Source organism: Yoonia sp. (genome assembly GCF_017854565.1).
Classification (GTDB): domain Bacteria; phylum Pseudomonadota; class Alphaproteobacteria; order Rhodobacterales; family Rhodobacteraceae; genus Yoonia.
This window is the reverse complement of the sequence record NZ_JAFMHJ010000046.1, coordinates 1-21,331: the sequence shown is the minus strand read 5'-3', so window position 1 is coordinate 21,331 and position 21,331 is coordinate 1. Positions and strand designations below refer to the sequence as shown.

Here is a 21,331-nt window from a genome sequence, read left to right as displayed (position 1 = left end):
GCTACCACACTGGATTCACTAGATGAATCCCTCACAGAATTTGTGCAACAGAGCCCGTCCGCAACACCAATAGGCGGGCATGGATCAGGGCACTGGGTGTTTCAATATTGGAATAATAACCCCAAAGCCTCTTTTGTATTAAGACGCCCGTGAATACTTTCGTATTCCAAAATATGAATGTTACCGGAAACATCTGACGAATTCCGTGAATACGCAAACCGCTTAAAAAGCCGCTGAAGACTGGAATAGAAAATGCGCCATCCAGCACAAAGATCGCCCTCAGCGGACACACTTACCTGCAAAAATCGGACATATGCGCGTCAATGCGTTTGCAACTGTCGCGAAGTGTAAAAATTATGGTGCGGGCGGTGGGACTCGAACCCACACGGGGACAAGCCCCAACAGATTTTAAGTCTGGTATGTCTACCATTCCATCACGCCCGCATCTGGCGTTGCATTACAACACCATGTTCCGTATGCACTTTTCAGTATCGAGACAAGGGCTTTGAAACGCCGCTACCCTGATCCAGCATACGTGTACGGCGCCATTCCTATGCGGACCCGTGCCGGTCGGCAAGTGGGGGTCAGATATCCGTGCCCGGCGGCACCGTCAGCAACGACCGCTCTGACAACCACGGGTTCAGCGCCACGGCCGCACGCAGGGCCATCTGCGCCTCATCGTGGCGACCAAGCCCCATCAGCGTCAACCCCTTGCCTGACAGGGCTGCGATGTGGTTTGGCGACATCATCAGCACGCGATCCAGATCAACCAGAGCCGCCGCAAAATCCTGCCGCAAATAATTCACAAAGGCGCGCTGGTTATATCCTTCGGCATAATCGGGGCAGTAGGCAACAAGCGCATCCAACGCATCGCGCGCACCCGGAAAATCATAGGCGGATCGTTTGCGCATCCCCTCGTCCAACAACTGCTGCGCGCGGGCGTCAGGCGCATCCGTCCATAACGTCCAAAGCTCATCGGTCAGCACCTTGGCATCGCCCTGACCACGGGCCAGCCCCAGCTCCACGATGATCGCATCGGTACGTGCCGTATGGTCGGGTGCCACCGGACAGGCCTCGGCCAAGGCGGGTGCCGCAAACAGGCAAAGTAGGACAAACCATTTCATGGGCCGATATTTGCGGCGCAGGGCCGCCCGGTCAAGTCACGACCCTGTGCTTGGGGCCACCGGCGACAGGCCTTCTTCTTTGATGGCCTGCATCGCAACATAGGTTGACGTATTGGCGACATGCGGCAAAGTTGATATTTTTTCCGCAAGGACAGCACGATAGCCGATCATCCCCGATGTGCGCACTTTCATCAGATAGTCGAATGCCCCGGCGATCAAATGACACTGCTCTATCTCTGGTACGCGCATCACGGCCGCACTGAATGCCGCCAGCGCCGCCTCGCGCGTGTCCGACAACTTTACCTCGACAAAGGCGACATGGTCCCGGCCAAGCCGGATCGGATCGAATAATGCGCGATAACCACGCACAACGCCGTTGTCCTCCAACCGTTTCAGCCGCGCCTGCGTCGGGGATTTCGACAGACCGATACGCCGCGCCAGTTCGGTCACGCTGATACGGCCCTCGACAGCCAGCACGTCAAGAATCTTGCGGTCAAATCCGTCAAGATCAGAAAACCTTTCGGTCATAAAAGCCACCATAATTTGGACAACCCGCCTGCAGTTTTGGTAAATAGCAGGCAAAACGACTGCGATCAATGGGATATGATGGGACATCAGGGAAAAGGATGACACCATGCCACGCGATGACACAAACGACCTGCGCCACCGGATTGACATGGCCATGTATAGTGACGAACAAACGGCGGTGACAGCCCTGACTGCCGCCGCCGCCCTCACCGAGGCCGACCGCTCACGGATCAGCAGCCGCGCCGCATATCTGGTCTGCGACATCCGCAACAGCGCCGATCCGGGCTTGATGGAAGTATTCCTCGCCGAATATGGCCTGTCGACGGACGAAGGCATTGCGCTGATGTGTCTGGCCGAAGCATTGCTGCGGGTGCCCGATGCCGATACGATCGACGCCCTGATCGAAGATAAAATCGCGCCATCCGACTGGGGCAAACATCTGGGCCATTCCGCGTCGTCGCTGGTCAATGCCTCGACGTGGGCGCTGATGCTGACCGGTCGCGTTCTTGATGACACAAAGCCCGGCATCAGCCGCCACTTGCGTGGCGCCGTGAAACGCTTGGGCGAACCTGTGATCCGCACCGCCGTAGCCCGCGCCATGCGCGAGATGGGCCGCCAGTTTGTGCTGGGCGAAAACATCGTCAAGGCGCTCAAACGTGCCGATGTGATGCGCGCCAAGGGGTTCACCTATAGCTACGACATGCTGGGCGAGGCCGCCCGCACCGAAGCTGACGCGCGCGGTTATCATCTGGCCTACTCCCGCGCGATCAGCGCCATCGCCGATTATTGCACGTATGACAGTGTCGCCGAAAACCCCGGCATTTCCGTCAAACTGTCGGCGCTGCACCCCCGCTACGAAGTGGCCCAAGAGGCCCGCGTCATGGCAGAACTCGTCCCCCGCGTCCGCGCGCTCGCTCTGCTCGCCAAATCGGCAGGCATGGGTTTCAACATCGACGCCGAAGAGGCCGACCGCCTGTCACTGTCACTGGACGTGATCAGCGCAGTGCTGGCCGAACCTGCTCTGGCCGGATGGGACGGCTTCGGCGTCGTCGTACAGGCCTATGGCCAGCGTGCGTCGCTTGTCATCGACTACCTGCATGACCTCGCAACGCGGCTGGATCGCAAGATCATGGTCCGCTTGGTCAAAGGTGCCTATTGGGATGCCGAGATCAAGCGCGCCCAAGTGCAGGGGATTGACGGCTTTCCAGTCTTCACTGCCAAACAGCACACCGACATCAGCTATATCAGCAACGCGCGCAAGCTGCTGGGCCTGACCGACCGCATCTATCCGCAGTTTGCCACCCATAACGCCCACACCGTGGCCGCCGTTCTCGATATGGCGTCAACGATGGGTCGCACCGCGCAAGATTACGAATTCCAGCGCCTGCACGGCATGGGCGAAACCATGCACACCATCGTCCTTAAGGCCGAACAGACCCGCTGCCGGATCTACGCCCCCGTTGGTGCCCACGAGGATCTTCTGGCCTATCTGGTGCGCCGCCTGCTTGAAAACGGCGCCAACTCCAGCTTCGTCAATCAGATCGTCGATGAAAACGTCCCCCCCGAGGTCGTGGCAAGCTGCCCCTTTGACGCCGCGGGCCAGGGTCCCCATCTGCCGACCGGTCCGGAACTGTTTTTGCCCGAACGGATCAACTCCAAAGGCTGGGACCTGACACATGTCCCGACACTGACCCAAATCGACGCGGGGCGTGGCAACTTGCGCACCAAGACCTTTGCCGCAGCGCCGATGCTGGCCGGTGCGGTTGACGCAGGCCCGACGCATGACGTGTGCAACCCCGCACTGCCAAGCGACATTGTCGGGACCGCCCAAAGCGCAACCGCCGCCGATGTGGCAACCGCGCTTGCCGCCGCAACACCATGGGCCAGCGACGTGGCAACCCGCGCCAAGGTGCTGAACGCCGCCGCCGACGCCTACGAAGCCGAGGCAGCCGCGCTCTTTGCGATCCTGACCCGCGAGGCAGGCAAAGGTCTGCCCGACGCCATCGCCGAACTCCGCGAGGCCGTCGATTTCCTGCGGTACTATGCCGCCCAGGCCACCGAAGGCAGCACCGCGCGCGGGATCTGGACCTGCATCAGCCCGTGGAATTTTCCGCTGGCCATCTTTACCGGGCAGATCGCGGCAGCGCTTGCCGCAGGTAATGCGGTGCTTGCCAAGCCCGCAGAACAGACGCCCCTGATCGCGGCGCGCACGGTGCAAATCATGCACAAAGCTGGCGTTCCGGCCTCAGCGCTGCAGTTGCTGCCTGGCGGCGGCGGCATCGGCGCGGCGCTCACCTCCGATGCGCGCATCAACGGCGTGGCCTTTACCGGCTCTACCGCAACGGCGCTGAAAATCCGCAGCGCGATGGCCGCGTATTGCACACCCGGCACGCCGTTGATCGCGGAAACCGGCGGCCTGAACGCCATGATCGTGGACAGCACCGCACTGCCCGAACACGCCGTGCGCGACATCATCAACGGTGCCTTCCGTTCCGCCGGTCAGCGCTGTTCGGCGCTGCGTTGCCTGTATGTGCAGAAAGATATCGCCGATACACTGCTGAAGATGCTCAAAGGTGCCATGTCGGAATTGACCCTTGGCGACCCGTGGGAACTGGCGACTGACGTAGGCCCGGTCATTGATGCGGCCGCGCACAAGACAATCGCCGACCACATCGCCCAAGCGCAGGCCGAAGGGCGCATCATCCACCAGCTGAACGCGCCCACACAGGGGCACTTCATCGCGCCGACAGCGATCCGCGTGAACAGCATCGCGGATATGACGCGCGAAATCTTCGGCCCGGTCCTGCATGTCGCCACCTTCAAGGCCAGTGAATTGGAAAAGGTGATTGATACAATCAACGCCACCGGCTACGGCCTGACATTCGGCCTGCACACCCGCATCGACGACCGGGTGCAGACGGTTGTGGAACGGGTGCAGGCGGGCAATATCTACGTCAACCGCGACCAGATCGGCGCGATCGTCGGCAGCCAGCCCTTTGGCGGCGAAGGCCTGTCCGGCACAGGCCCAAAGGCGGGCGGTCCATACTATCTGCCCCGCTTCACCGCCCATGCAACCGCACGATCCGACAGCTCATGGGACCACGATGCCGACCTCGCCGCATTGAAAAAGCGGTTGTCGTCGGCCATCGCCCCCGCGCATCCCGCGCCGACCGACCTGCCCGGTCCGACTGGCGAATCCAACCGCCACAGCGTGCATGCCCGCGGGCCCATCCTGTGTATGGGACCTGGCGCCGACGCGGCACAGCAACAGGTCACGGCCATTGCGACACTTGGCGGTATGGGGGTCAACGCCGAAGGCACCCTTGCGCCGGAAATGCTCACCTCTCTGACGCCGCTCGCCGGGGTCATCTGGTGGGGTGACGCCGACACCGGACGCGAAATCGAAACCGCCCTGAGCCACCGCGACGGACCGATTACGGCACTGATCACCGGCATGCCTGATGCCGGTCACGCCTTGCACGAACGGCACGTTTGCGTCGACACCACAGCGGCGGGCGGGAATGCCGCACTGCTGGCCGAGGTGGCAGGCCCAGCTTGGGCTTGACCACCCGGCGCGCATCGCTCACGGTCGCGGCATGTTACCAATCCGCGACCACAACCCATCGACAGGCACGCCCTACGTCACCCTGACGCTGATCGGGTTGAACATCGTGATATTCCTGATCGGTCTGGCCTATTTCCAGTCCGATCAGGCATTGGCCCGACTATACGGAACCTATGCGATGACACCGCTGCAGCTGTCGTATGGGGAAAACTTCGGCACACTTGTCACCTCGATCTTCCTGCACAGCGGCATCCTGCATCTCGCCGGAAATATGCTGTTTTTGTGGATTTTCGGCGACAACCTCGAAGACGAGATGGGGCATGTTCCGTTCTTGATCTTCTATCTGGCCTGCGGCATCGGCGCGAGCTTTGCACAATTCGCAACCGACCCGCTGTCGCCAACACCCGTCGTGGGCGCATCGGGGGCGATTGCAGGCGTCATGGGCGCGTATCTGCTGCTGTTCCCAAAGGCCAAAGTCGATATCTTTATCTTCTTCGTGGTCTTCTTTCGCATCCTGCCGATACCGGCATGGCTCATGCTTGGCATCTGGTTTGCACTGCAACTCTTCAACGGGTTCAACATCGACACCACCCGCGGCGGCGTTGCCTATTGGGCGCATACCGGCGGCTTTGTGATTGGCTTGATCACGACATTGCCGCTGTGGCTCAAACTTGGCGGACCCGCATTTTGGCAACGAACCGCAGGTCATCCGCCACACCCCGAAGCCACCTATGGCCGCAGCAATATCCCGATCGTGCGGCGCTAGGCCTTGCGGATCACTTTGGCAAATGTTTCGAAAATCGGCTCGTTGCCGCAAATCACCTGACCGTCGGCCAAGATGTCACCACCGATTTGCAGCGGCTCGGCAATGCCGCCTGCCTCGCGCACGATGATCAAACCAGCCGCCATATCCCAAGCATGCAAGCCACGCTCCCAAAACCCTTCGTATCGGCCCGCAGCCACATAGGCGAAATCCAGCGATGCGGCCCCAAACCGGCGCACGCCGGCGCAGGCGGGCAGCAAACGAGCCAGATCCTTGATTGTATCGGGCAGATCGGCGCGCCCGGCAAATGGCAGACCGGTTGCAAAGATGCTCTCGATCAAACGATGGCGCCCCGACACGCGCAGCCGGCTTTCGTTCAGCCAGGCACCGCCACCTTTTTCCGCATAGAACATCTCGTCTTTGACGGGGTCATAAATCACACCCGCGACAGTCTGCCCCTTGTGTTCAAGGGCAATGGATACCGCCCAGTGCGGCAGACCATGCAGGAAATTCGTCGTGCCATCCAGCGGATCGACAATCCACCGGCGGGTCGGGTCTTCACCCTCGATCTCGCGGCCCTCTTCGCCCAGAAACCCATACGACGGACGCGCACGCAGCAATTCTTCGCGGATCGTCTCTTCTGCGGTGCGGTCCGCGCGGCTGACAAAATCGCCGGGGCCCTTGGTGCTGACCTGCAGGTTTTCGACTTCGCCAAAATCCTTTAGCAGTGCACGGCCCGCCTTACGGGCGGTTTTCATCATAACATTCAGATTTGCGCTGCCAGCCATACTCGGGCCTCCGGTTCAGGATCAAGCGCGGCGTATAGGCGCAACGCGGCTGCGGAACAAGGGGGGCCGACCGCATGAGAGCCGCAAATTTCTTTTCGGGTCTTAACGTCCTGTTTGCTCTGCGGGTGCACAAGACGGCATGTGGCGGCGGCAGGGAACGTGATGGTCCAGCGTTTGATTGATCATTTTGTATATCAGACGCAGATTACGGCCCATATCTCGGCACGTGATGTCATGAAACGTCTGGCGGCAGCGGCGCTCATGGCGGCCGTTACAGCCTTCGCCGGGTTCGCGGTGCTGGCAGCAAAGATCACTCTGGCCATCGTCGCGATCGAAGCGTTGGCATATCCGCTCAATCGAAAAGCCGAACGATTTGAAGAAATGATAGATTTGCCAACGACCTGCCTGGTCTGGTTGATCAATTGGGCGGCCATGTTGTCGTTTTTGGCTTTCGCAGTGGTCCTCTCGACCAGCGACACGGTCCCTTTCGTGCTGGCAGGTTTCATCTGGATCTTTGGCACCTATGTCCATGTCAGCAACACATTCGGCCTGTTGCCGGTCTATAACTGGTCCCAGATGATGCCCGCGTTCGCTGCGATGTTCATCATGCTGTACAATATTGCCAAGAACCCCGCACATAACGGCAGCCAAACGGAATGGCTGATCACGGCCAGCCTCGTGGCTTTCTATATCGTCAACACATTCGATACGATGAACCTGCAAAAGACACCCACAAGGCCCTGGGCCGCGCGCGCGAAGAGGCAAACGCGCGCCTGATGGAGCGCTGGAGCGGCTTTCACGCTCTGACAGCCTCACGGGCCTGATGAACCGCCGTGCGTTTGATGATGTCGCGCAAAGCATGATGCGACAGCATGCCAGCAAAGAGGGGGTGACTGTCTTTTTGATGGATATCGACGGCTTTAAACCGATCAACGACAGCTATAGTCACGAAGCAGGCGATGCTGTCCTGCGCGCCATCGCGACACGTCTGAAACTGATTGCCGGGCGTGACGGTCTGGTCGCGCGGCTGGGCGGGGATGAATTTGCGATTTTGCGCACGAGCATTGCGTCGGTGCAAGCCGCAGTGCAGTTTGGCGGAAAAATCGCAAAAGTCATCTCGCAACCCGTTCTTTTTTGAACAAAAGCAACTCAGCGTCGGCGCAAGTGCCGGCATTGCCCGGCAAGGCAAAGGTGCCGACACACCCAATGCGCTCATGTCCGGTGCCGATCAAGCCATGTATCTTGCCAAGCAAAACCCCGAAGGACGGCCAAGCATTTACGACAAGGCCGCTTTTCCAGTCAGACCAACCCTGGAAAATCGCCAGATGCTTCTCGCGGCGATGCGGAGCGGGCAAATCATGCCGCATTATCAACCCAAGATTTGCCTCGGCACCAATCAGATCGTCGGGTTTGAGGCGTCGTCGCGTTGGCATCACCCACAACGCGGGCTGCTGCCCCCGTCTCAATTCCTGCCCATGATCAATGAACTCGGGCTTCAAGGCGCGTTCATGATCCACACCGCCGAACACGTGATGCGGCATCTGCAAACAATCGTGAATGACGGCTTGGACCCGGGGCAGGTGTCGATCAACATACCAGAGGTCACATTGGCAACCCTGTCGGGGCAGGGCGACCTGTTCACCGTGATTGACCTTTATCCGGCGCTGCGCCCATACCTGACCTTTGAAATCACAGAAGATATTTTCATATCGCGTGCCACCGACATTATCCGCGAATTGATTATCCGCTTCCGTCGGGCCGGGGTCCGCATCTCGCTCGATGATTTCGGCACCGGCTTTGCCTCGCTCCAGCACCTCAAAGAGCTTGAGTTCGACGAACTCAAACTTGATACCAGCTTCATTCGCGACCTTGGTGTCGATCCAGCCGCCCGGGTCCTTGTCGAACGGTTGGTCACCATCAGCCGGGGCCTCAACGTCAAACTAATCGCCGAGTGCGTGGAAACACGCGACCAACGCGACATGCTGCGTGGCATGGGGTGCAATCTTGTCCAGGGATATCTTTACGGTGCCGCCGCACCCTTTGCCGAAACCCATCTGCGTCTGGCGGCACAAACCCGTGACACGGCCCCCCATCGCAGGGCGACGCGGCCTAGGCGCGCTGCAATTTCACGGCTTCCTGCCGGGCGAGCCTGATCAGATGTGCCATAAACGGGCGGCTGGTATCTTCGGCCCTTGTCGCGGCAAACAATCTGCGCGTGATCCCGTTCTTTGTCAGGGGCCGGGTCACATAGTCAGAATTGTAACGCACCTGCCGCACCACCCAATCCGGCAGCACCGCCACCCCACGATTGGACGCGACCAGCAGCAGGATCACCGCCGTCAATTCAACCTGACGGATTGCGCCGGGTTCGACCTTTGCGGGCGTCAACAGCTGCGAAAACACATCCAGCCGGGCACGATCAACCGGATATGTAATCAGGGTTTCACCCCGGAAATCTTCGGCCTCAATCACGTCTTTTTGCGCCAAGGGATGCGATGCAGAGGCCACAAACACCGGCTCATAATCAAACAGTGGCGTGAAATCCGTCTCGGGCATGTCTTCGGGGTCGGACGTCACCACCAAGTCCACCTCTTCCTTGCGCAGCGCCGGCAGGGCATCAAACGCCAGCCCGGGACGGATATCGACATCCACGTCGGGCCAGGCCTTGCGAAACTGCTCCAACACCGGAAACAGCCATTCGAAGCAGGCATGGCATTCGATCGCGATATGCAACCGCCCCGAACTGCCCTGCACCAGTCCCGAAAACTCGGCCTCCAATGCCGCCACCTGCGGCAGAATCGTCTCTGCCGCCGCCAACATCCGCATGCCCGCGGCCGACAGCTTCAGCGGCTTGGAACGGCGCACGAACAACTCGACCCCTGCCTGATCCTCGATCCCTTTGATCTGATGGCTCAGCGCGGATTGGGTGATGTTCAACTGGTCCGCCGCACGGGCCAGCCCGCCGGTATCATGTATCGCCTTGATGGTCCGCAAATGCCGAAACTCGATATGCATATATGAACGGTCCTCATGATGGTGGTGAAGGTTATGAAATTGCTTCATCTGCATAGACATGGGACAAACGCAAATCAAGAGAGAGGTCCACCAATGACTGCCCCAACGATTTCGTTCGAATTCTTCCCGCCCAAGTCCCTCGAAGGCTCGTTTCGCCTGTGGGACTGCGTCAACACGCTCGCGCCTCTTGATCCAACATTCGTCTCCGTCACCTATGGCGCCGGCGGCACCACGCGCAAATTGACCCACGAGGCGGTCAGCACGATCCACCGCACCAGCGGGCTGAATGTTGCCGCGCACCTGACGTGCGTGGATGCGACCAAAGCCGAAACGCTTGAAATTGCAGAAGGTTACGCACAGGTCGGCGTGAAAGAAATCGTGGCCCTGCGCGGCGATGCGCCCAAAGGGGCTGACAAATTCACCGCCCACCGCGATGGCTTTGTCAACTCGATCGCGCTGATCGACGCGCTGGCCGATACCGGCAAATTCACGATCCGCGTCGGTGCCTATCCCGAAAAGCACCCCGAAGCCGCCGATCAGGCAGCCGACATCGCATTCCTCAAGCGCAAGATCGACGCTGGTGCGACATCCGCAATCACCCAGTTCTTCTTCGAAGCTGACACGTTTTTCCGGTTCCGTGACGCCTGCGTCAAAGCCGGAATCGACGCGCCGATCATCCCCGGCATCCTGCCGATTGAAAACTGGGCCGGCACGCAGCGGTTCGCGGCACAATGCGGCACCCATATTCCACAGCTCATTAGTGATGCCTTCACAAACGCCACCCGCGACGGCACGACCGACCTGCTGTCCACCGCGCTGGCCACCGAACTCTGCGATGACCTGCGGCAAGGTGGGGTGGATCATCTGCATTTCTACACGCTCAACCGCCCCGAACTGACCCGCGATGTCTGCCATGCTTTGGGGATCACACCCAAAGCACGGTTGCAAAACGTCGCCTGAAACGCCAGCCTTGGGCGAAACAACGCCCGAGGCCCCCATGTTCACCGCCACATCCCCCGAACAATTGCCCGACCGCGCGACCATACTGTCGCTCAGCGGTCTGGAATTCATGCAAGCCATGCAGCGCGGCGAAATTTCCCGTCCGCCGATTTCCGCGCTGATGAATTACACGCTCGACACGGTCGCACCCGGCCAGGTCACCTTCCGCGGGACCCCCGAATTCAACCACACCAACCCGATGGGCGGCGTACATGGCGGCTGGTACGGCACGCTGTTGGACAGCTGCATGGCCTGCGCCGTGATGACGACGGTGCCCAAAGGGTCCGTCTATACCACGTTGGAATACAAGGTGAATTTGACACGCTGCATCCCGCCGGGGACCGAAATTCTGGCCATTGGCCGCATTGATCACGCCGGGCGCACGACAGGCGTGTCGCACGGCGAAATCAGGGGCGCGCGCGATGGCAAACTCTACGCGACCGGCTCAACCACTTGTCTGATTATGAAGATGTCGGGCACCTGATGCTTTCGCTTCGGCTTCAATGACAGTCTCATGAAACCGTTCCGACCTGTCACGCCCGATGATCCGGCGGCGGCGCGACAGAAATATCTTGGACCAGCCCCGCCAATTCCCGATGGATGGGGCCGCGACATCCTGCATGAACCGTGCGCGCCAGCCGATAGGCAACGCCACCCCGCAATCCGACAACCGCTCTAACATCCAGACCAGCGGAATATTCGCCAGTGGCCGGGCATCCGCAAAAAGCCCGATCTGCCCCCCCACATCACCGTGATTGCCGCGAAACCAGACCTGCTCCATATGCCCATGCCATTCGGGCGGACACTCCCACAAAACCGGCGCATAGGCCTCGCGCCGTTCGTCCAGTGCCAGCGCGTGGAACCCATGCCGCACATGACCGCCCAGCGCATGGTTGTGGTAATCATGCTGTGCCTGCGCCCAGCGCCAGACAATCGGCAACCGCAGGCCCAGCGCCTTGACCGTATCCCAGACTGCGACCGCCTCGATCTGCACGGCGTCATGGCAGTAAATTTCACGAAACCGCTGCGCCACCGGGCTGCGCGCGCCAGTGCGGTAATGGCGGTATGCCTGCCGGACCGCGCGCACAGTCGCCTGATCAGACCGCACCAGTCCGATCAGATCAATCACCCCGGCCAATGACCGCACCGCATAGGCGCCGCGCGAATAGCCGATCAAGATGATCTTGTCACCGGGCTTGTACCGCGATGCGACAACGCCATACGCCCGTTCTATCTGCCGGTTGATGCCCTTGCCCGTGATGACGCCCCAGGTTCCAGACCAGTCGCGCCACTGAATACCAGCCTCGTAGTACACCGTCAGGTTTGCCTTGCGGCTGACCTCGGTCAACAGCTTGAACGTGATCCCCGCATTGGTTTCAAACCCGTCTTCCAGCGTCGACATCGTGCCGTCCAGTATGACGACATGCGTGGCAGGTCCCCGCTTGCGCACCCCGCCTTCTTCGGCACGCGCCCGGCGCCCGAACAGGCCAAAGAACCAATCACGCAGCTGCACTGTCACCCTGCGCAATTTCCATGGCTTGCCAGACCCGGTGGGGCGTGAATGGCATTGCGATTTCGCGCACGCCCACATCCCACAGAGCATCAATCACGGCATTGCTGACCGCAGCAAGGGCACCCACAGTGCCCGCCTCGCCACAGCCCTTCATCCCCATGGGATTATACAGCGACGGCGTGCATTCTGTCGAAAACCCGATCATCGGAATATCATCGGCCCGTGGCATGCCATAGTCCATGAAGCTCGCGGTCAGCAGTTGCCCGTCCGCATCAAACACCACCCGCTCGGTCAGCGCCTGCCCAATGCCTTGGGCGACACCGCCATGCACCTGCCCCTCGGCCAGCATCGGGTTGATCAGATTGCCGAAATCATCCACGACCGTATACCGTTCCACCGATACAACCCCGGTATCGGGGTCGATCTCAACCTCGGTGACATGGGCACCATTGGGGAAACTGCGGTGATCCAACTTGATCCGCGCGCTATGCGTCAGCAAATCATCGCGCCCCGCCGCACGGGCCATGTCGGCCATATCCAACATCGTCGGCGTCAGGTTGGAACCCGCAATCCGAAACCTCTCATCATCAAAGCTGACCGCAGCGGCATCGACCCCCTCGGCTTCGGCCAGAAACGCCGTGAACGCCGCTTGCGTCACAGCGACAGTGGCCAGCGTGGCGGTGTTCTGCACCGTCACCGACCGTGACCCGCCGGTGCCACCACCCGTTGCAATCCGGTCGCTATCGCCCTGCACCACCGTGATCCTATCCGCCGGGATACCCGTCTGATCCGCCAGAAACTGCGCATAGACCGTCTCGTGGCCCTGCCCATTCGATTGCGTTCCGACATAGATCAAGGCGCCGCCATCGACAAATTCCACCTTCGTCGTCTCAGATGGGTCACCCAGAATACTTTCGATATAGTAACAAAGCCCCTGCCCGCGCAGCTTGCCCGCCGCCGCAGACGCCGCCTTGCGCGCGGCAAACCCATCGCGGTCCGCCTCCTGGCCTGCGCGCGCCAGCACCTTTGCAAAATCGCCGACGTCATAAGTCACACCGGAAACGGTAGTATAGGGGAACTTTTCGGGCAGGATGAAATTGCGCGCGCGCAACGTCCAGGGGTCAACCCCCAGCTGCCGCGCCGCCGCATCCATCACACGTTCCAACACGAAAATCGCCTCCGGTCGCCCGGCCCCACGGTAGGCATCAACAGGTGTCGTATTGGTAAACACACCGCGCGTATGCATATACGCGGTCTGCACATCATAGGTGCCCATCAGGACCTTGGCAAACAGGTCGGTCTGGATCGCCTGTGCGAACTGCGAATTATACGCGCCCATATTCGCAATAGTATCAAGATGATAGGCCACAATCTTATGGTTAGCATCAAAGGCAAGTGTTGCCGTCGTTGTCAAATCCCGACCCGCGTTATCGCTCAGCATCGCCTCGGTGCGCTCCGACATCCAGCGCACCGGACGCCCCAGCACCCGTGCCGCATGCGCCACCACGAAATACTCAGGATAGCGCATGCCCTTCATGCCAAAACCACCGCCCACATCGGGGTTGGTCACCCGGATCTCGGCGGGGTCCAAACCAAAGTGTCGGGCCAGATCGGCCTTCATCCCCCAGACGCCCTGCCCGTTGAATGCAAGATGCAGACGGCCATCGGTCACCTCGGCGTAACAGCCGCGCGGTTCCATCGAATTCACGATCACGCGGTTATCAAACACCTCGACCGTCACCACACGGTCAGCGCCGTCAATCGCCTTGGCAACAGCCGCCGCATCCCCCATGCCCCAATCAAACGCCAGATTTTCCGGTGCCTCGGGGTGAATGGCATCACCGCCCACAGCCAGATCCACATGCACCGGCAGATCGTCAATCTCAAGTCCGATCACCTCGGCGGCATCCTTGGCCGCCAGCACGCTATCGGCGACAATCATCACGATGGCCTCGCCCACATGGCGCACACGGTCCTGCGCCAAAATCGGCCGCACCGGCGCCGCGCCGCGCGTACCATCGCGGTTGGTCACAACAACACCGGCCAGACCGATCTGAATGCCGGCGGCTACCAAATCATTCGCCGCGACAACCAAATGCACGCCGGGCATGTCGCGCGCATCGTCAAGCTCAAGCGCTGAAATTTCGCCATGCGCCACCGACGAGCGCAGAAAATATGCGAACAATGCACCCTGCGGCGCAATATCATCGACATAACGCCCGTGTCCGGTCAGGAAACGCACATCCTCGACCCGTGTCACCGGCTGGCTTTTTCCGAATTTTTCCATCGTCTTTTCCCTCGCATATGTCATCTGCCACCCTATGCAACGGCGGGGCGTTGTCCAGTGACAGCGCCCAATATACGGCGCGACAAAACGTGCGATCAGGGGGGGAGACAGCCGGACATAATCCCCGCCGTAAAAATGCCCTGCCCCGCACGTGGCGGAACAGGGCCGTGCCTTAGTAGTGATCGATGATCGTCGGCGCATCGGGATAGCTGGCACATTCGCCGTTTTCGCCATCCTTCTGACAACTGGCGAACAAAACACCCCAGATGAAATCAATCTGGGTTGCATTCACCGATGAATTGCCAAAGTTGTAGAACCAATTGGCATCCGGCGCGCCCATGGCCACCTGACCATAGCCCTGCAGGTTTGGCCGCCATGTGGCCCCGACACCCTGCATGCCCGAATTACCATATTCATCGAACGACGCCTGCGAATGACAGGTGGTGCACGACGCAGAGTTCACAAACCCGCCTTCGGTCACTGTGGCCCCCATCCCGCTGGGAATACCCGTCGCTTGGGTAAAGGTGGTCTGCGTGCCCTTCAGGCGATAGTTGCGCCAGGCCGGGTCATCCACGGTGATGGTGTTGGGGTCAGAATCTATCGCGGATGTGCCAACGCCCAGCGCATCCAGCATCGCAGCCAGCACGGGTGTAATCACTTCGCCCGTATCAACCGGATCATAGGCCAAGCCATTTTGGAACAACGGATCGTTGTCGGACGTCTTGTCATCGTTCAGCGTGATATGCGGCGCAATAAAGCTACTGCCAAAATCCGCACCGGGCTGGGCTGCACCATTGACCGTGTAGCCAAAACTGTCGTTGCACCCGATGTAATCACACCGGCCCAGGTTGGCCACATGCTCCATCGCGTACCAATGCCAGATCGGAATATCCTTGGAAGCATTGGTCATCGCGACCATGTAATACATCCCCGGTACGGTCCCGGCACTGCCATCACCCGGCAGATTGACCGTCAGATAAGGGTAATCGGGGTTGTTAGGCGGATCAAGCAGTACACCGCCGGCGTCGGCAATCTGGATCAACCCCTCTTCCAGCATGATGTCCTGATGCACGAAATCAGCCTTTACCATCACGGCATCAACGGGCAGCCGCACCTGTAGCCGCTGTGCAGCCCCGATATTTCCCGCCGAAATCGCCGCGTTCTGTGCGCGGTTGCGCGCGCCCATACCTTCTTTGGAATACAGGTCGTTCCGGTACAAATACTCAAACATCGGCCGATTGCGGAACACCAGTTCCAGCTCAAGATCACGCAGTAGACGGCCCGGATCGGACAGATCCGCAGGCAACAACCCCCGGTGATTGACGACAGCCCCGGATGGCGTGCCATTGGGCAGCGCGGGCAATGGCGGAACCGGCGTGTAATCCGCGCGGAAGATCGGACACTGCGTCGATGGCGACGTCGGATCAGGCACCGCATTGGGATCACAGCAATCGCTCGTGACCGTGGCCGAACACAGCGGCAGTGGCTCTGACCGCCACACTGTCGTATCAATCGCCCAGTCCCAGAATTCTTCCGTGATCGCGGTCCCGAACTGTGCCCAGGCAAACGCATCCGGACAGCTGGACGCCGCCGATGTCCCCAGATCACCCGCAATCGCGGCCACACCATCGGTCACCGCGACAGCACAGGCGGGATCATCCTGCACGATGCTGCGAAACAGCATCATCTTCTGCAGCCCATTCACGTTGGCCTGTGCAGTGGCCCCCGTCGCAGCAACCAGCACCAACGCGCCAGCGGCAATAATTCTCATACGCATCAATATACCCTCTCTGAAATTGATTCCCGTAAACCGAGTGTAGACCCAAACCCCTGCAACCTACCGTGACTTTCGACACACGAACAGCCCTTTTCCTTTGCCCACCCGTTTGCTAGGCCCATATCCAAACCCAGTCAGCCGAACGGACGCCGCCTCATGGAAAAGACATTCGACGCAACAACCGCCGAACCCCGCATCTACGACATGTGGGAAAAGGCGGGTGCCTTCAAAGCAGGCGCCAACGCATCCCGCGATGAAACCTTCTGCATCATGCTGCCGCCACCCAATGTCACCGGCTTTTTGCACGTCGGCCACGCCTTCAACCACACGCTCATGGATATCCTGACGCGCTGGAAACGGATGCAGGGCTATGACACCCTGTGGCAACCGGGCCTGGACCACGCTGGCATCGCCACCCAGCTTGTCGTCGAAAAACAGCTCGCCGAAAAAGGCGAAAAGCGCACGGATTACAGCCGCAAAGATTTCATCACGAAAATCTGGGAGTGGAAAGAAACCTCCGGCGGCATGATCCAGCAACAAGACAAACGTCTGGGCGCTGGCATGGACTGGGACCGCTCCGCCTTTACCATGGACGAAAACTTCCACGACGCCGTGATCAAAGTCTTCGTGGACATGTACAACAAAGGCTTCATCTATCGCGGCAAACGCCTCGTGAACTGGGACCCGCACTTTGAAACCGCGATTTCCGACCTCGAAGTCGAAAACATCGAAGTCGACGGCCACATGTGGCACTTCAAATACCCCCTCGCGGGTGACGAAACATACGAATATGTCGAAAAAGACGAAGACGGCAACGTCACCCTGCGCGAGACCCGCGACTATATCGCCATCGCCACCACCCGCCCCGAGACCATGCTGGGCGATGGTGCCGTGGCGGTCCACCCCGATGATACGCGCTATGCCCCGATCGTGGGCAAACTGTGCGAAATTCCCGTCGGGCCAAAGGCACAGCGCCGCCTGATCCCGATCATCACCGATGAATACCCCGATATGACCTTCGGGTCGGGTGCCGTGAAAATCACCGGCGCGCATGACTTCAACGACTATGGCGTGGCCAAACGCAACGACATCCCTCTCTACGCCCTGATGGACACCAAAGGCGCGATGCGCGCCGATGGCCTGCCATACGCCGAAGCGGCCGCGCAGGCACAGGCCATCGCGCAAGGCGGCGCAGCGCCCGCCGACACAACCCCCATCAACCTTGTGCCCGATGACTACCGCGGCCTCGACCGTATGGAAGCCCGCGCCAAAGTGATTGCCGACATCACCGCCGAAGGCCTCGCCGTCATGATCCCCAACCCCGCATTGGCGGATGCAAACGATGAGGTCCCGGGCGAAGACCCGGCGCCTCCTGCCTTCATTCCCTACGTCGAAGCCAAGAAAATCATGCAGCCCTTCGGCGACCGCTCCAAGGTGGTGATCGAACCGATGCTGACCGACCAATGGTTCGTCGACACCGATCAAATCGTCGGCCCGGCGCTGGATGCTGTCCGGACAGGCCAGGTCAAGATCATGCCCGAAAGCGGCGAAAAAGTGTACTATCACTGGCTCGAAAACATCGAACCATGGTGCATCTCGCGCCAGCTCTGGTGGGGGCATCAGATTCCGGTTTGGTATGGCCTTGATCTGGGCGTTGCCGATGAACACAACCCCTCCGGCGAACTTGATGAAGTGGAACTGCTTGGCCTCTTGCTCGATGGCATGGTCCATCGCGGCGAAGTCATGCACTGCGGCGCCGATTTCGACAGCGTCAAATCATCTTTCGTGTTCGACAACGCAGACATCCCCAGCCCACTCAGCCATGCATCCGTCATCGAAGTGGCCGACAAAGCCGAGGCGATGGAACGCTTTTCAGCCAGCCTTGCTGAATACACCGTCACACAGGACCCAACGCATCTGGTGTTCCCGGTCTGGCGCGACCCCGACGTCCTCGATACATGGTTCTCCTCCGGTCTCTGGCCTTTCGGCACGCTGGGCTGGCCTGAAAACACGCCAGAGCTGCAAAAATACTTCCCCGGCGACGTGCTGATCACGGGCCAGGACATCCTGTTCTTCTGGGTCGCCCGGATGATGATGATGTCCAACGCCGTGATGGACACGGACCCGTTCCACACCGTTTACCTCCACCAGCTGCTGCGCGACGCCAAGGGCGAAAAGATGTCCAAGACGCGCGGCAACGTCATCGACCCGCTGGTGATGATCGACGCTTACGGCGCCGACGCCCTGCGCTTTGCCAACGCGCAAATGGCGGCCATGGGTGGCGTGCTGAAAATCTCCGAGGACCGGATCAAAGGCTACCGCAACTTCGGCACCAAACTCTGGAACGCCTGCCGCTTTGGCGAAATGAATGGGGTGTTCGATACGCAGACTGTACGTACCGCGTCTGTACAGGATCTGCACGCCACACATACGGTCAACCGTTGGATCATCGGCGAAACCGCCAAGACCCTCGCACAGGTCAACGCCGCCCTCGAAAGCTACCGTTTCAACGACGCCGCCAACGCGCTTTATGCCTTTGTCTGGGGCAAGGTCTGCGACTGGTATGTCGAATTTTCCAAACCCATGCTACTCGACGGAAATGAAACGGAAAAATCCGAAACTCAGGCCACCATGGCATGGGTGATCGACCAATGCCTGATCATGCTGCACCCCATCATGCCCTTCATCACAGAAGAGCTGTGGCAAACCCTTGGCAAACGCGAAAAGATGCTGGTCCACACCGATTGGCCCACCTATCAAGCGGCTGATCTTGTTGATGAAAACGCCGACCTCGAAATGAACTGGGTGATCAACCTGATCGAAAGCACGCGCTCCGCCCGCGCCCAGGTCCACGTCCCCGCCGGCGCCAAAGTGCCCCTGCTGGTGACTGGCCTCGACACGCGCGGCCAATCGGCATGGGACAACAACAGCGTGCTGATCCAACGCCTCGCCCGCATCCAAAGCCTGACCCGCGTCGACAGCTTCCCCAAAGGCTGCGTAACGATCCCGATGGACGGCGGCACTTTCGGCCTGCCGCTCGCTGATCTTATTGATGTCAAAGAAGAAATCGCACGTCTGGAAAAGTCGATGCAGAAGCTGGGCAAGGAACTCGGCGGCCTGCGCGGGCGCCTGAACAACCCCAATTTCGCAACCTCTGCCCCTGACGACGTCGTCGCCGAAGCCCGCGAAAACCTGCGCCTGCGCGAAGAAGAAGAGGCCCAGATCAAAGCCGCAATCGCCCGTTTGCAAGAAATCGGCTAACAAGAAAAGGAGCGGTCGCACCACCGCGACCGCCCCGATTTCTTATGTCCCAAAATACTCCCGCCAGAGGCAGCCAAATGCGCACCGGTCACCGTTCGAGCCATTGCCCAAACCACATCCGCAGGATTACCTGAACATATGAAAAAACCCGCCCTCACCCCACTTGCCGCCACGCTGCCGGCCTCGGTCCCGTTTGTCGGACCCGAAGCACAAGAACGGCAACGCGGTGCCGCATTCCGCGCCCGGCTGGGCGCAAACGAATCCGCCTTTGGCCCCTCGCCCAAAGCGATCACCGCCATGCAAAACGTCCTGCCTGACGCATGGATGTACGGCGACCCCGAAAGCCACGACCTGCGCGCGGCCCTCGCGCGACACCACGGCATCTTGCCCGAAAACATCATGGTTGGCGAAGGCATTGATGCCTTGCTTGGTCTGGTCGTCCGGCTTCACGTCGGGCCGGATGATGCTGCCGTCACCTCTGCCGGGGCCTATCCCACGTTCAACTACCATGTTGCAGGGTTCGGCGGCGCGCTGCACAGCGTACCTTACAAAGACGACCACGAAGACCCCGACGCGCTTATCGCCAAGGCGCGGGAAACACAGGCAAAACTGATCTATATCGCCAACCCGGACAATCCGATGGGCACTTGGCATGACGCCGCAACCATGACCCGATTGATAGCCGCCGTCCCCGATACCTGCCTGCTGATCCTTGACGAAGCCTACATTGAACTTGCGCCCGAAGGCACCGCGCCTGCGATGGATACGGCGCGCCGCAACGTGATCCGGATGCGCACGTTTTCCAAGGCACAGGGCATGGCGGGTGCACGGGTCGGCTATGCGATCGGGGCGGCGGACCTGATTGATGCCTTCAACAAGGTCCGCAATCACTTTGGCATGTCACGGATCAGTCAGGCCGGGGCGCTCGCTGCGTTGCAGGACCAAGACTGGCTGGCGCATGTGCGCGCCGAAGTCGCAAAATCACGCGCCTCTCTCGCCGGGATCGCGCGGCAGAACGGCCTGACCAGCCTGCCCTCGGCCACCAATTTCGTCACCATCGACTGCGGTGCAGATGGCGCATTTGCCCGCGCCGTGCTGGCCTCGCTCATCGCGCAAGGCATTTTCGTGCGCATGCCCTTCGTCGCCCCCCAAGACCGCTGCATTCGCGTCAGCTGCGGCACAGCGGATCAAACTGCCGCATTCGGGGCCGCCCTGCCCCATGCGCTGCAAACGGCACACGAAAAATTAAGGTGATTTTCCAAAACCAGCCGCTAGAATTTCTCCGAACCATCCTGAGGGCACCCATGGCGCACCACCCTGTCGGTCGTGCTGAAAACTACACGAACTCATTTGGGCTAGATTCCGGCTGAGTGCAGGATGACTCCCTAAGGGCTTTGTTGTACAAAGCCGCTTCTGAACGGACCTCCCCTTTCCCCGGACACACTTATCCCATGGTTTTCGTGACGGGTATGCCGAGCGCGGTATAGCCGTTCATGATGGCGATGCGGACTTGGACCTCGGCAACTTGCCGGTCGAAGTCGCGAGCCATGAGGCGTTGCCCCAGCAGTTTCATGCAATGCATTTTTGTCTCGGCACGACTTCGGCGGTGGTATCCGCTCCAGCTTCGCCAGATCGCGCAGCCCAGGTATTCTGATGGTAACCACCCCATTGTTACCGCGTTGATTTAGCTTTGAGGCGTTCGACGAGATTG

The 21,331-nt window shown here is 60.0% G+C and carries 16 protein-coding genes, 1 tRNA gene and 1 pseudogene; 9 read left to right on the top strand and 9 right to left on the bottom strand.

The genetic code is table 11. From position 1 onward, the window contains the following. Positions 1-357: 357 nt before the first annotated feature. From QZ196_RS14680 to QZ196_RS14670, 3 genes are all read right to left on the bottom strand, one after another. Positions 358-444: transfer RNA gene (locus tag QZ196_RS14680), tRNA-Leu, on the bottom strand. A 140-nt stretch (positions 445-584) separates the two neighbouring features. Continuing rightward, positions 585-1,124, bottom strand: coding sequence for a hypothetical protein (locus QZ196_RS14675; RefSeq protein ID WP_296427726.1), 540 nt, complete (start codon positions 1,122-1,124; stop codon positions 585-587). Positions 1,125-1,160: 36 nt separating this feature from the next. Beyond that, a complete protein-coding gene (locus QZ196_RS14670; protein WP_296427724.1) occupies positions 1,161-1,652 on the bottom strand; it encodes an Lrp/AsnC family transcriptional regulator in 492 nt (163 codons plus the stop codon). A gap of 106 nt (positions 1,653-1,758) precedes the next feature. Here QZ196_RS14670 and putA point away from each other — a divergent pair, with 106 nt between their 5' ends. Further along, positions 1,759-5,217 (top strand): bifunctional proline dehydrogenase/L-glutamate gamma-semialdehyde dehydrogenase PutA, encoded by a 3,459-nt coding sequence (gene putA, locus QZ196_RS14665; protein WP_296427722.1) that lies wholly within the window; start codon positions 1,759-1,761, stop codon positions 5,215-5,217. 31 nt (positions 5,218-5,248) lie between these two features. After that, positions 5,249-5,983 carry a rhomboid family intramembrane serine protease gene (locus tag QZ196_RS14660; RefSeq protein ID WP_296427720.1) on the top strand — a complete coding sequence of 245 codons (735 nt, stop codon included), beginning with the start codon at positions 5,249-5,251 and terminating at the stop codon, positions 5,981-5,983. Here QZ196_RS14660 and QZ196_RS14655 read toward each other — a convergent pair. Beyond that, the gene (locus QZ196_RS14655) at positions 5,980-6,768 is read right to left on the bottom strand and encodes an inositol monophosphatase family protein (protein ID WP_296427718.1); all 789 of its coding nucleotides are present in this window, start codon (positions 6,766-6,768) and stop codon (positions 5,980-5,982) included. The genes QZ196_RS14660 and QZ196_RS14655 overlap by 4 nt on opposite strands. 162 nt (positions 6,769-6,930) lie before the next feature. Here QZ196_RS14655 and QZ196_RS14650 point away from each other — a divergent pair, with 162 nt between their 5' ends. The 3 genes from QZ196_RS14650 to QZ196_RS14640 are packed head-to-tail and all read left to right on the top strand — an operon-like array spanning position 6,931 to position 8,921. Beyond that, positions 6,931-7,545, top strand: coding sequence for a hypothetical protein (locus tag QZ196_RS14650; RefSeq protein ID WP_296427716.1), 615 nt, complete (start codon positions 6,931-6,933; stop codon positions 7,543-7,545). Positions 7,546-7,552: 7 nt separating this feature from the next. Next, a complete protein-coding gene (locus QZ196_RS14645; protein ID WP_366510984.1) occupies positions 7,553-7,906 on the top strand; it encodes a GGDEF domain-containing protein in 354 nt (117 codons plus the stop codon). Then, positions 7,860-8,921, top strand: coding sequence for a GGDEF domain-containing phosphodiesterase (locus QZ196_RS14640; RefSeq protein WP_296427712.1), 1,062 nt, complete (start codon positions 7,860-7,862; stop codon positions 8,919-8,921). Before QZ196_RS14645 ends, QZ196_RS14640 begins: the two co-directional genes overlap by 47 nt. On the opposite strand, the gene QZ196_RS14635 is transcribed toward QZ196_RS14640, so the two are convergent. Continuing rightward, a complete protein-coding gene (locus QZ196_RS14635) occupies positions 8,878-9,783 on the bottom strand; it encodes a LysR substrate-binding domain-containing protein (RefSeq protein ID WP_296427710.1) in 906 nt (301 codons plus the stop codon). The two genes, QZ196_RS14640 and QZ196_RS14635, sit on opposite strands and share 44 nt — an antisense overlap. Positions 9,784-9,876: 93 nt before the next feature. On the opposite strand from QZ196_RS14635, the gene metF reads away from it, so the two are divergent. Beyond that, complete coding sequence (gene metF, locus QZ196_RS14630) at positions 9,877-10,743, top strand: methylenetetrahydrofolate reductase [NAD(P)H] (protein WP_296427708.1); 867 nt, start codon at positions 9,877-9,879, stop codon at positions 10,741-10,743. 37 nt (positions 10,744-10,780) lie between these two features. Next, positions 10,781-11,266, top strand: coding sequence for a PaaI family thioesterase (locus QZ196_RS14625; RefSeq protein ID WP_296427728.1), 486 nt, complete (start codon positions 10,781-10,783; stop codon positions 11,264-11,266). Here QZ196_RS14625 and QZ196_RS14620 read toward each other — a convergent pair. The 3 genes from QZ196_RS14620 to QZ196_RS14610 form a co-directional block, all read right to left on the bottom strand. After that, positions 11,228-12,295, bottom strand: coding sequence for a DUF2235 domain-containing protein (locus tag QZ196_RS14620; protein ID WP_296427705.1), 1,068 nt, complete (start codon positions 12,293-12,295; stop codon positions 11,228-11,230). The two genes, QZ196_RS14625 and QZ196_RS14620, sit on opposite strands and share 39 nt — an antisense overlap. Then, complete coding sequence (locus QZ196_RS14615; RefSeq protein ID WP_296427702.1) at positions 12,282-14,582, bottom strand: xanthine dehydrogenase family protein molybdopterin-binding subunit; 2,301 nt, start codon at positions 14,580-14,582, stop codon at positions 12,282-12,284. The genes QZ196_RS14620 and QZ196_RS14615 overlap by 14 nt, the downstream gene beginning before the upstream one ends. A gap of 172 nt (positions 14,583-14,754) precedes the next feature. Continuing rightward, positions 14,755-16,359, bottom strand: a complete 1,605-nt coding sequence (locus QZ196_RS14610; RefSeq protein ID WP_296427700.1) for a hypothetical protein — start codon at positions 16,357-16,359, stop codon at positions 14,755-14,757. 156 nt (positions 16,360-16,515) lie between these two features. Here QZ196_RS14610 and QZ196_RS14605 point away from each other — a divergent pair, with 156 nt between their 5' ends. Together QZ196_RS14605 and QZ196_RS14600 are read left to right on the top strand one after the other, a co-directional pair. Then, a complete protein-coding gene (locus QZ196_RS14605; RefSeq protein ID WP_296427698.1) occupies positions 16,516-19,620 on the top strand; it encodes a valine--tRNA ligase in 3,105 nt (1,034 codons plus the stop codon). A 138-nt stretch (positions 19,621-19,758) separates the two neighbouring features. After that, on the top strand, positions 19,759-20,874 hold the full coding sequence (locus QZ196_RS14600) for a pyridoxal phosphate-dependent aminotransferase (RefSeq protein ID WP_296427696.1): 1,116 nt from the start codon (positions 19,759-19,761) through the stop codon (positions 20,872-20,874). A 190-nt stretch (positions 20,875-21,064) separates the two neighbouring features. Here QZ196_RS14600 and QZ196_RS14595 read toward each other — a convergent pair. Continuing rightward, a pseudogene (locus QZ196_RS14595) lies at positions 21,065-21,274 on the bottom strand (IS5/IS1182 family transposase); the annotation flags it as partial. Positions 21,275-21,331: the final 57 nt, after the last annotated feature.

Bases quoted from the DNA above. Each gene is read 5' to 3' on its own strand.
- QZ196_RS14675 (WP_296427726.1), bottom strand. From the start codon at position 1,124: ATGAAATGGTTTGTCCTACTTTGCCTGTTTGCGGCACCCGCCTTGGCC.
- QZ196_RS14670 (WP_296427724.1), bottom strand. From the start codon at position 1,652: ATGACCGAAAGGTTTTCTGATCTTGACGGATTTGACCGCAAGATTCTT.
- putA (WP_296427722.1), top strand. From the start codon at position 1,759: ATGCCACGCGATGACACAAACGACCTGCGCCACCGGATTGACATGGCC.
- QZ196_RS14660 (WP_296427720.1), top strand. From the start codon at position 5,249: ATGTTACCAATCCGCGACCACAACCCATCGACAGGCACGCCCTACGTC.
- QZ196_RS14655 (WP_296427718.1), bottom strand. From the start codon at position 6,768: ATGGCTGGCAGCGCAAATCTGAATGTTATGATGAAAACCGCCCGTAAG.
- QZ196_RS14650 (WP_296427716.1), top strand. From the start codon at position 6,931: ATGGTCCAGCGTTTGATTGATCATTTTGTATATCAGACGCAGATTACG.
- QZ196_RS14635 (WP_296427710.1), bottom strand. From the start codon at position 9,783: ATGCATATCGAGTTTCGGCATTTGCGGACCATCAAGGCGATACATGAT.
- metF (WP_296427708.1), top strand. From the start codon at position 9,877: ATGACTGCCCCAACGATTTCGTTCGAATTCTTCCCGCCCAAGTCCCTC.
- QZ196_RS14625 (WP_296427728.1), top strand. From the start codon at position 10,781: ATGTTCACCGCCACATCCCCCGAACAATTGCCCGACCGCGCGACCATA.
- QZ196_RS14615 (WP_296427702.1), bottom strand. From the start codon at position 14,582: ATGGAAAAATTCGGAAAAAGCCAGCCGGTGACACGGGTCGAGGATGTG.
- QZ196_RS14610 (WP_296427700.1), bottom strand. From the start codon at position 16,359: ATGCGTATGAGAATTATTGCCGCTGGCGCGTTGGTGCTGGTTGCTGCG.
- QZ196_RS14605 (WP_296427698.1), top strand. From the start codon at position 16,516: ATGGAAAAGACATTCGACGCAACAACCGCCGAACCCCGCATCTACGAC.
- QZ196_RS14600 (WP_296427696.1), top strand. From the start codon at position 19,759: ATGAAAAAACCCGCCCTCACCCCACTTGCCGCCACGCTGCCGGCCTCG.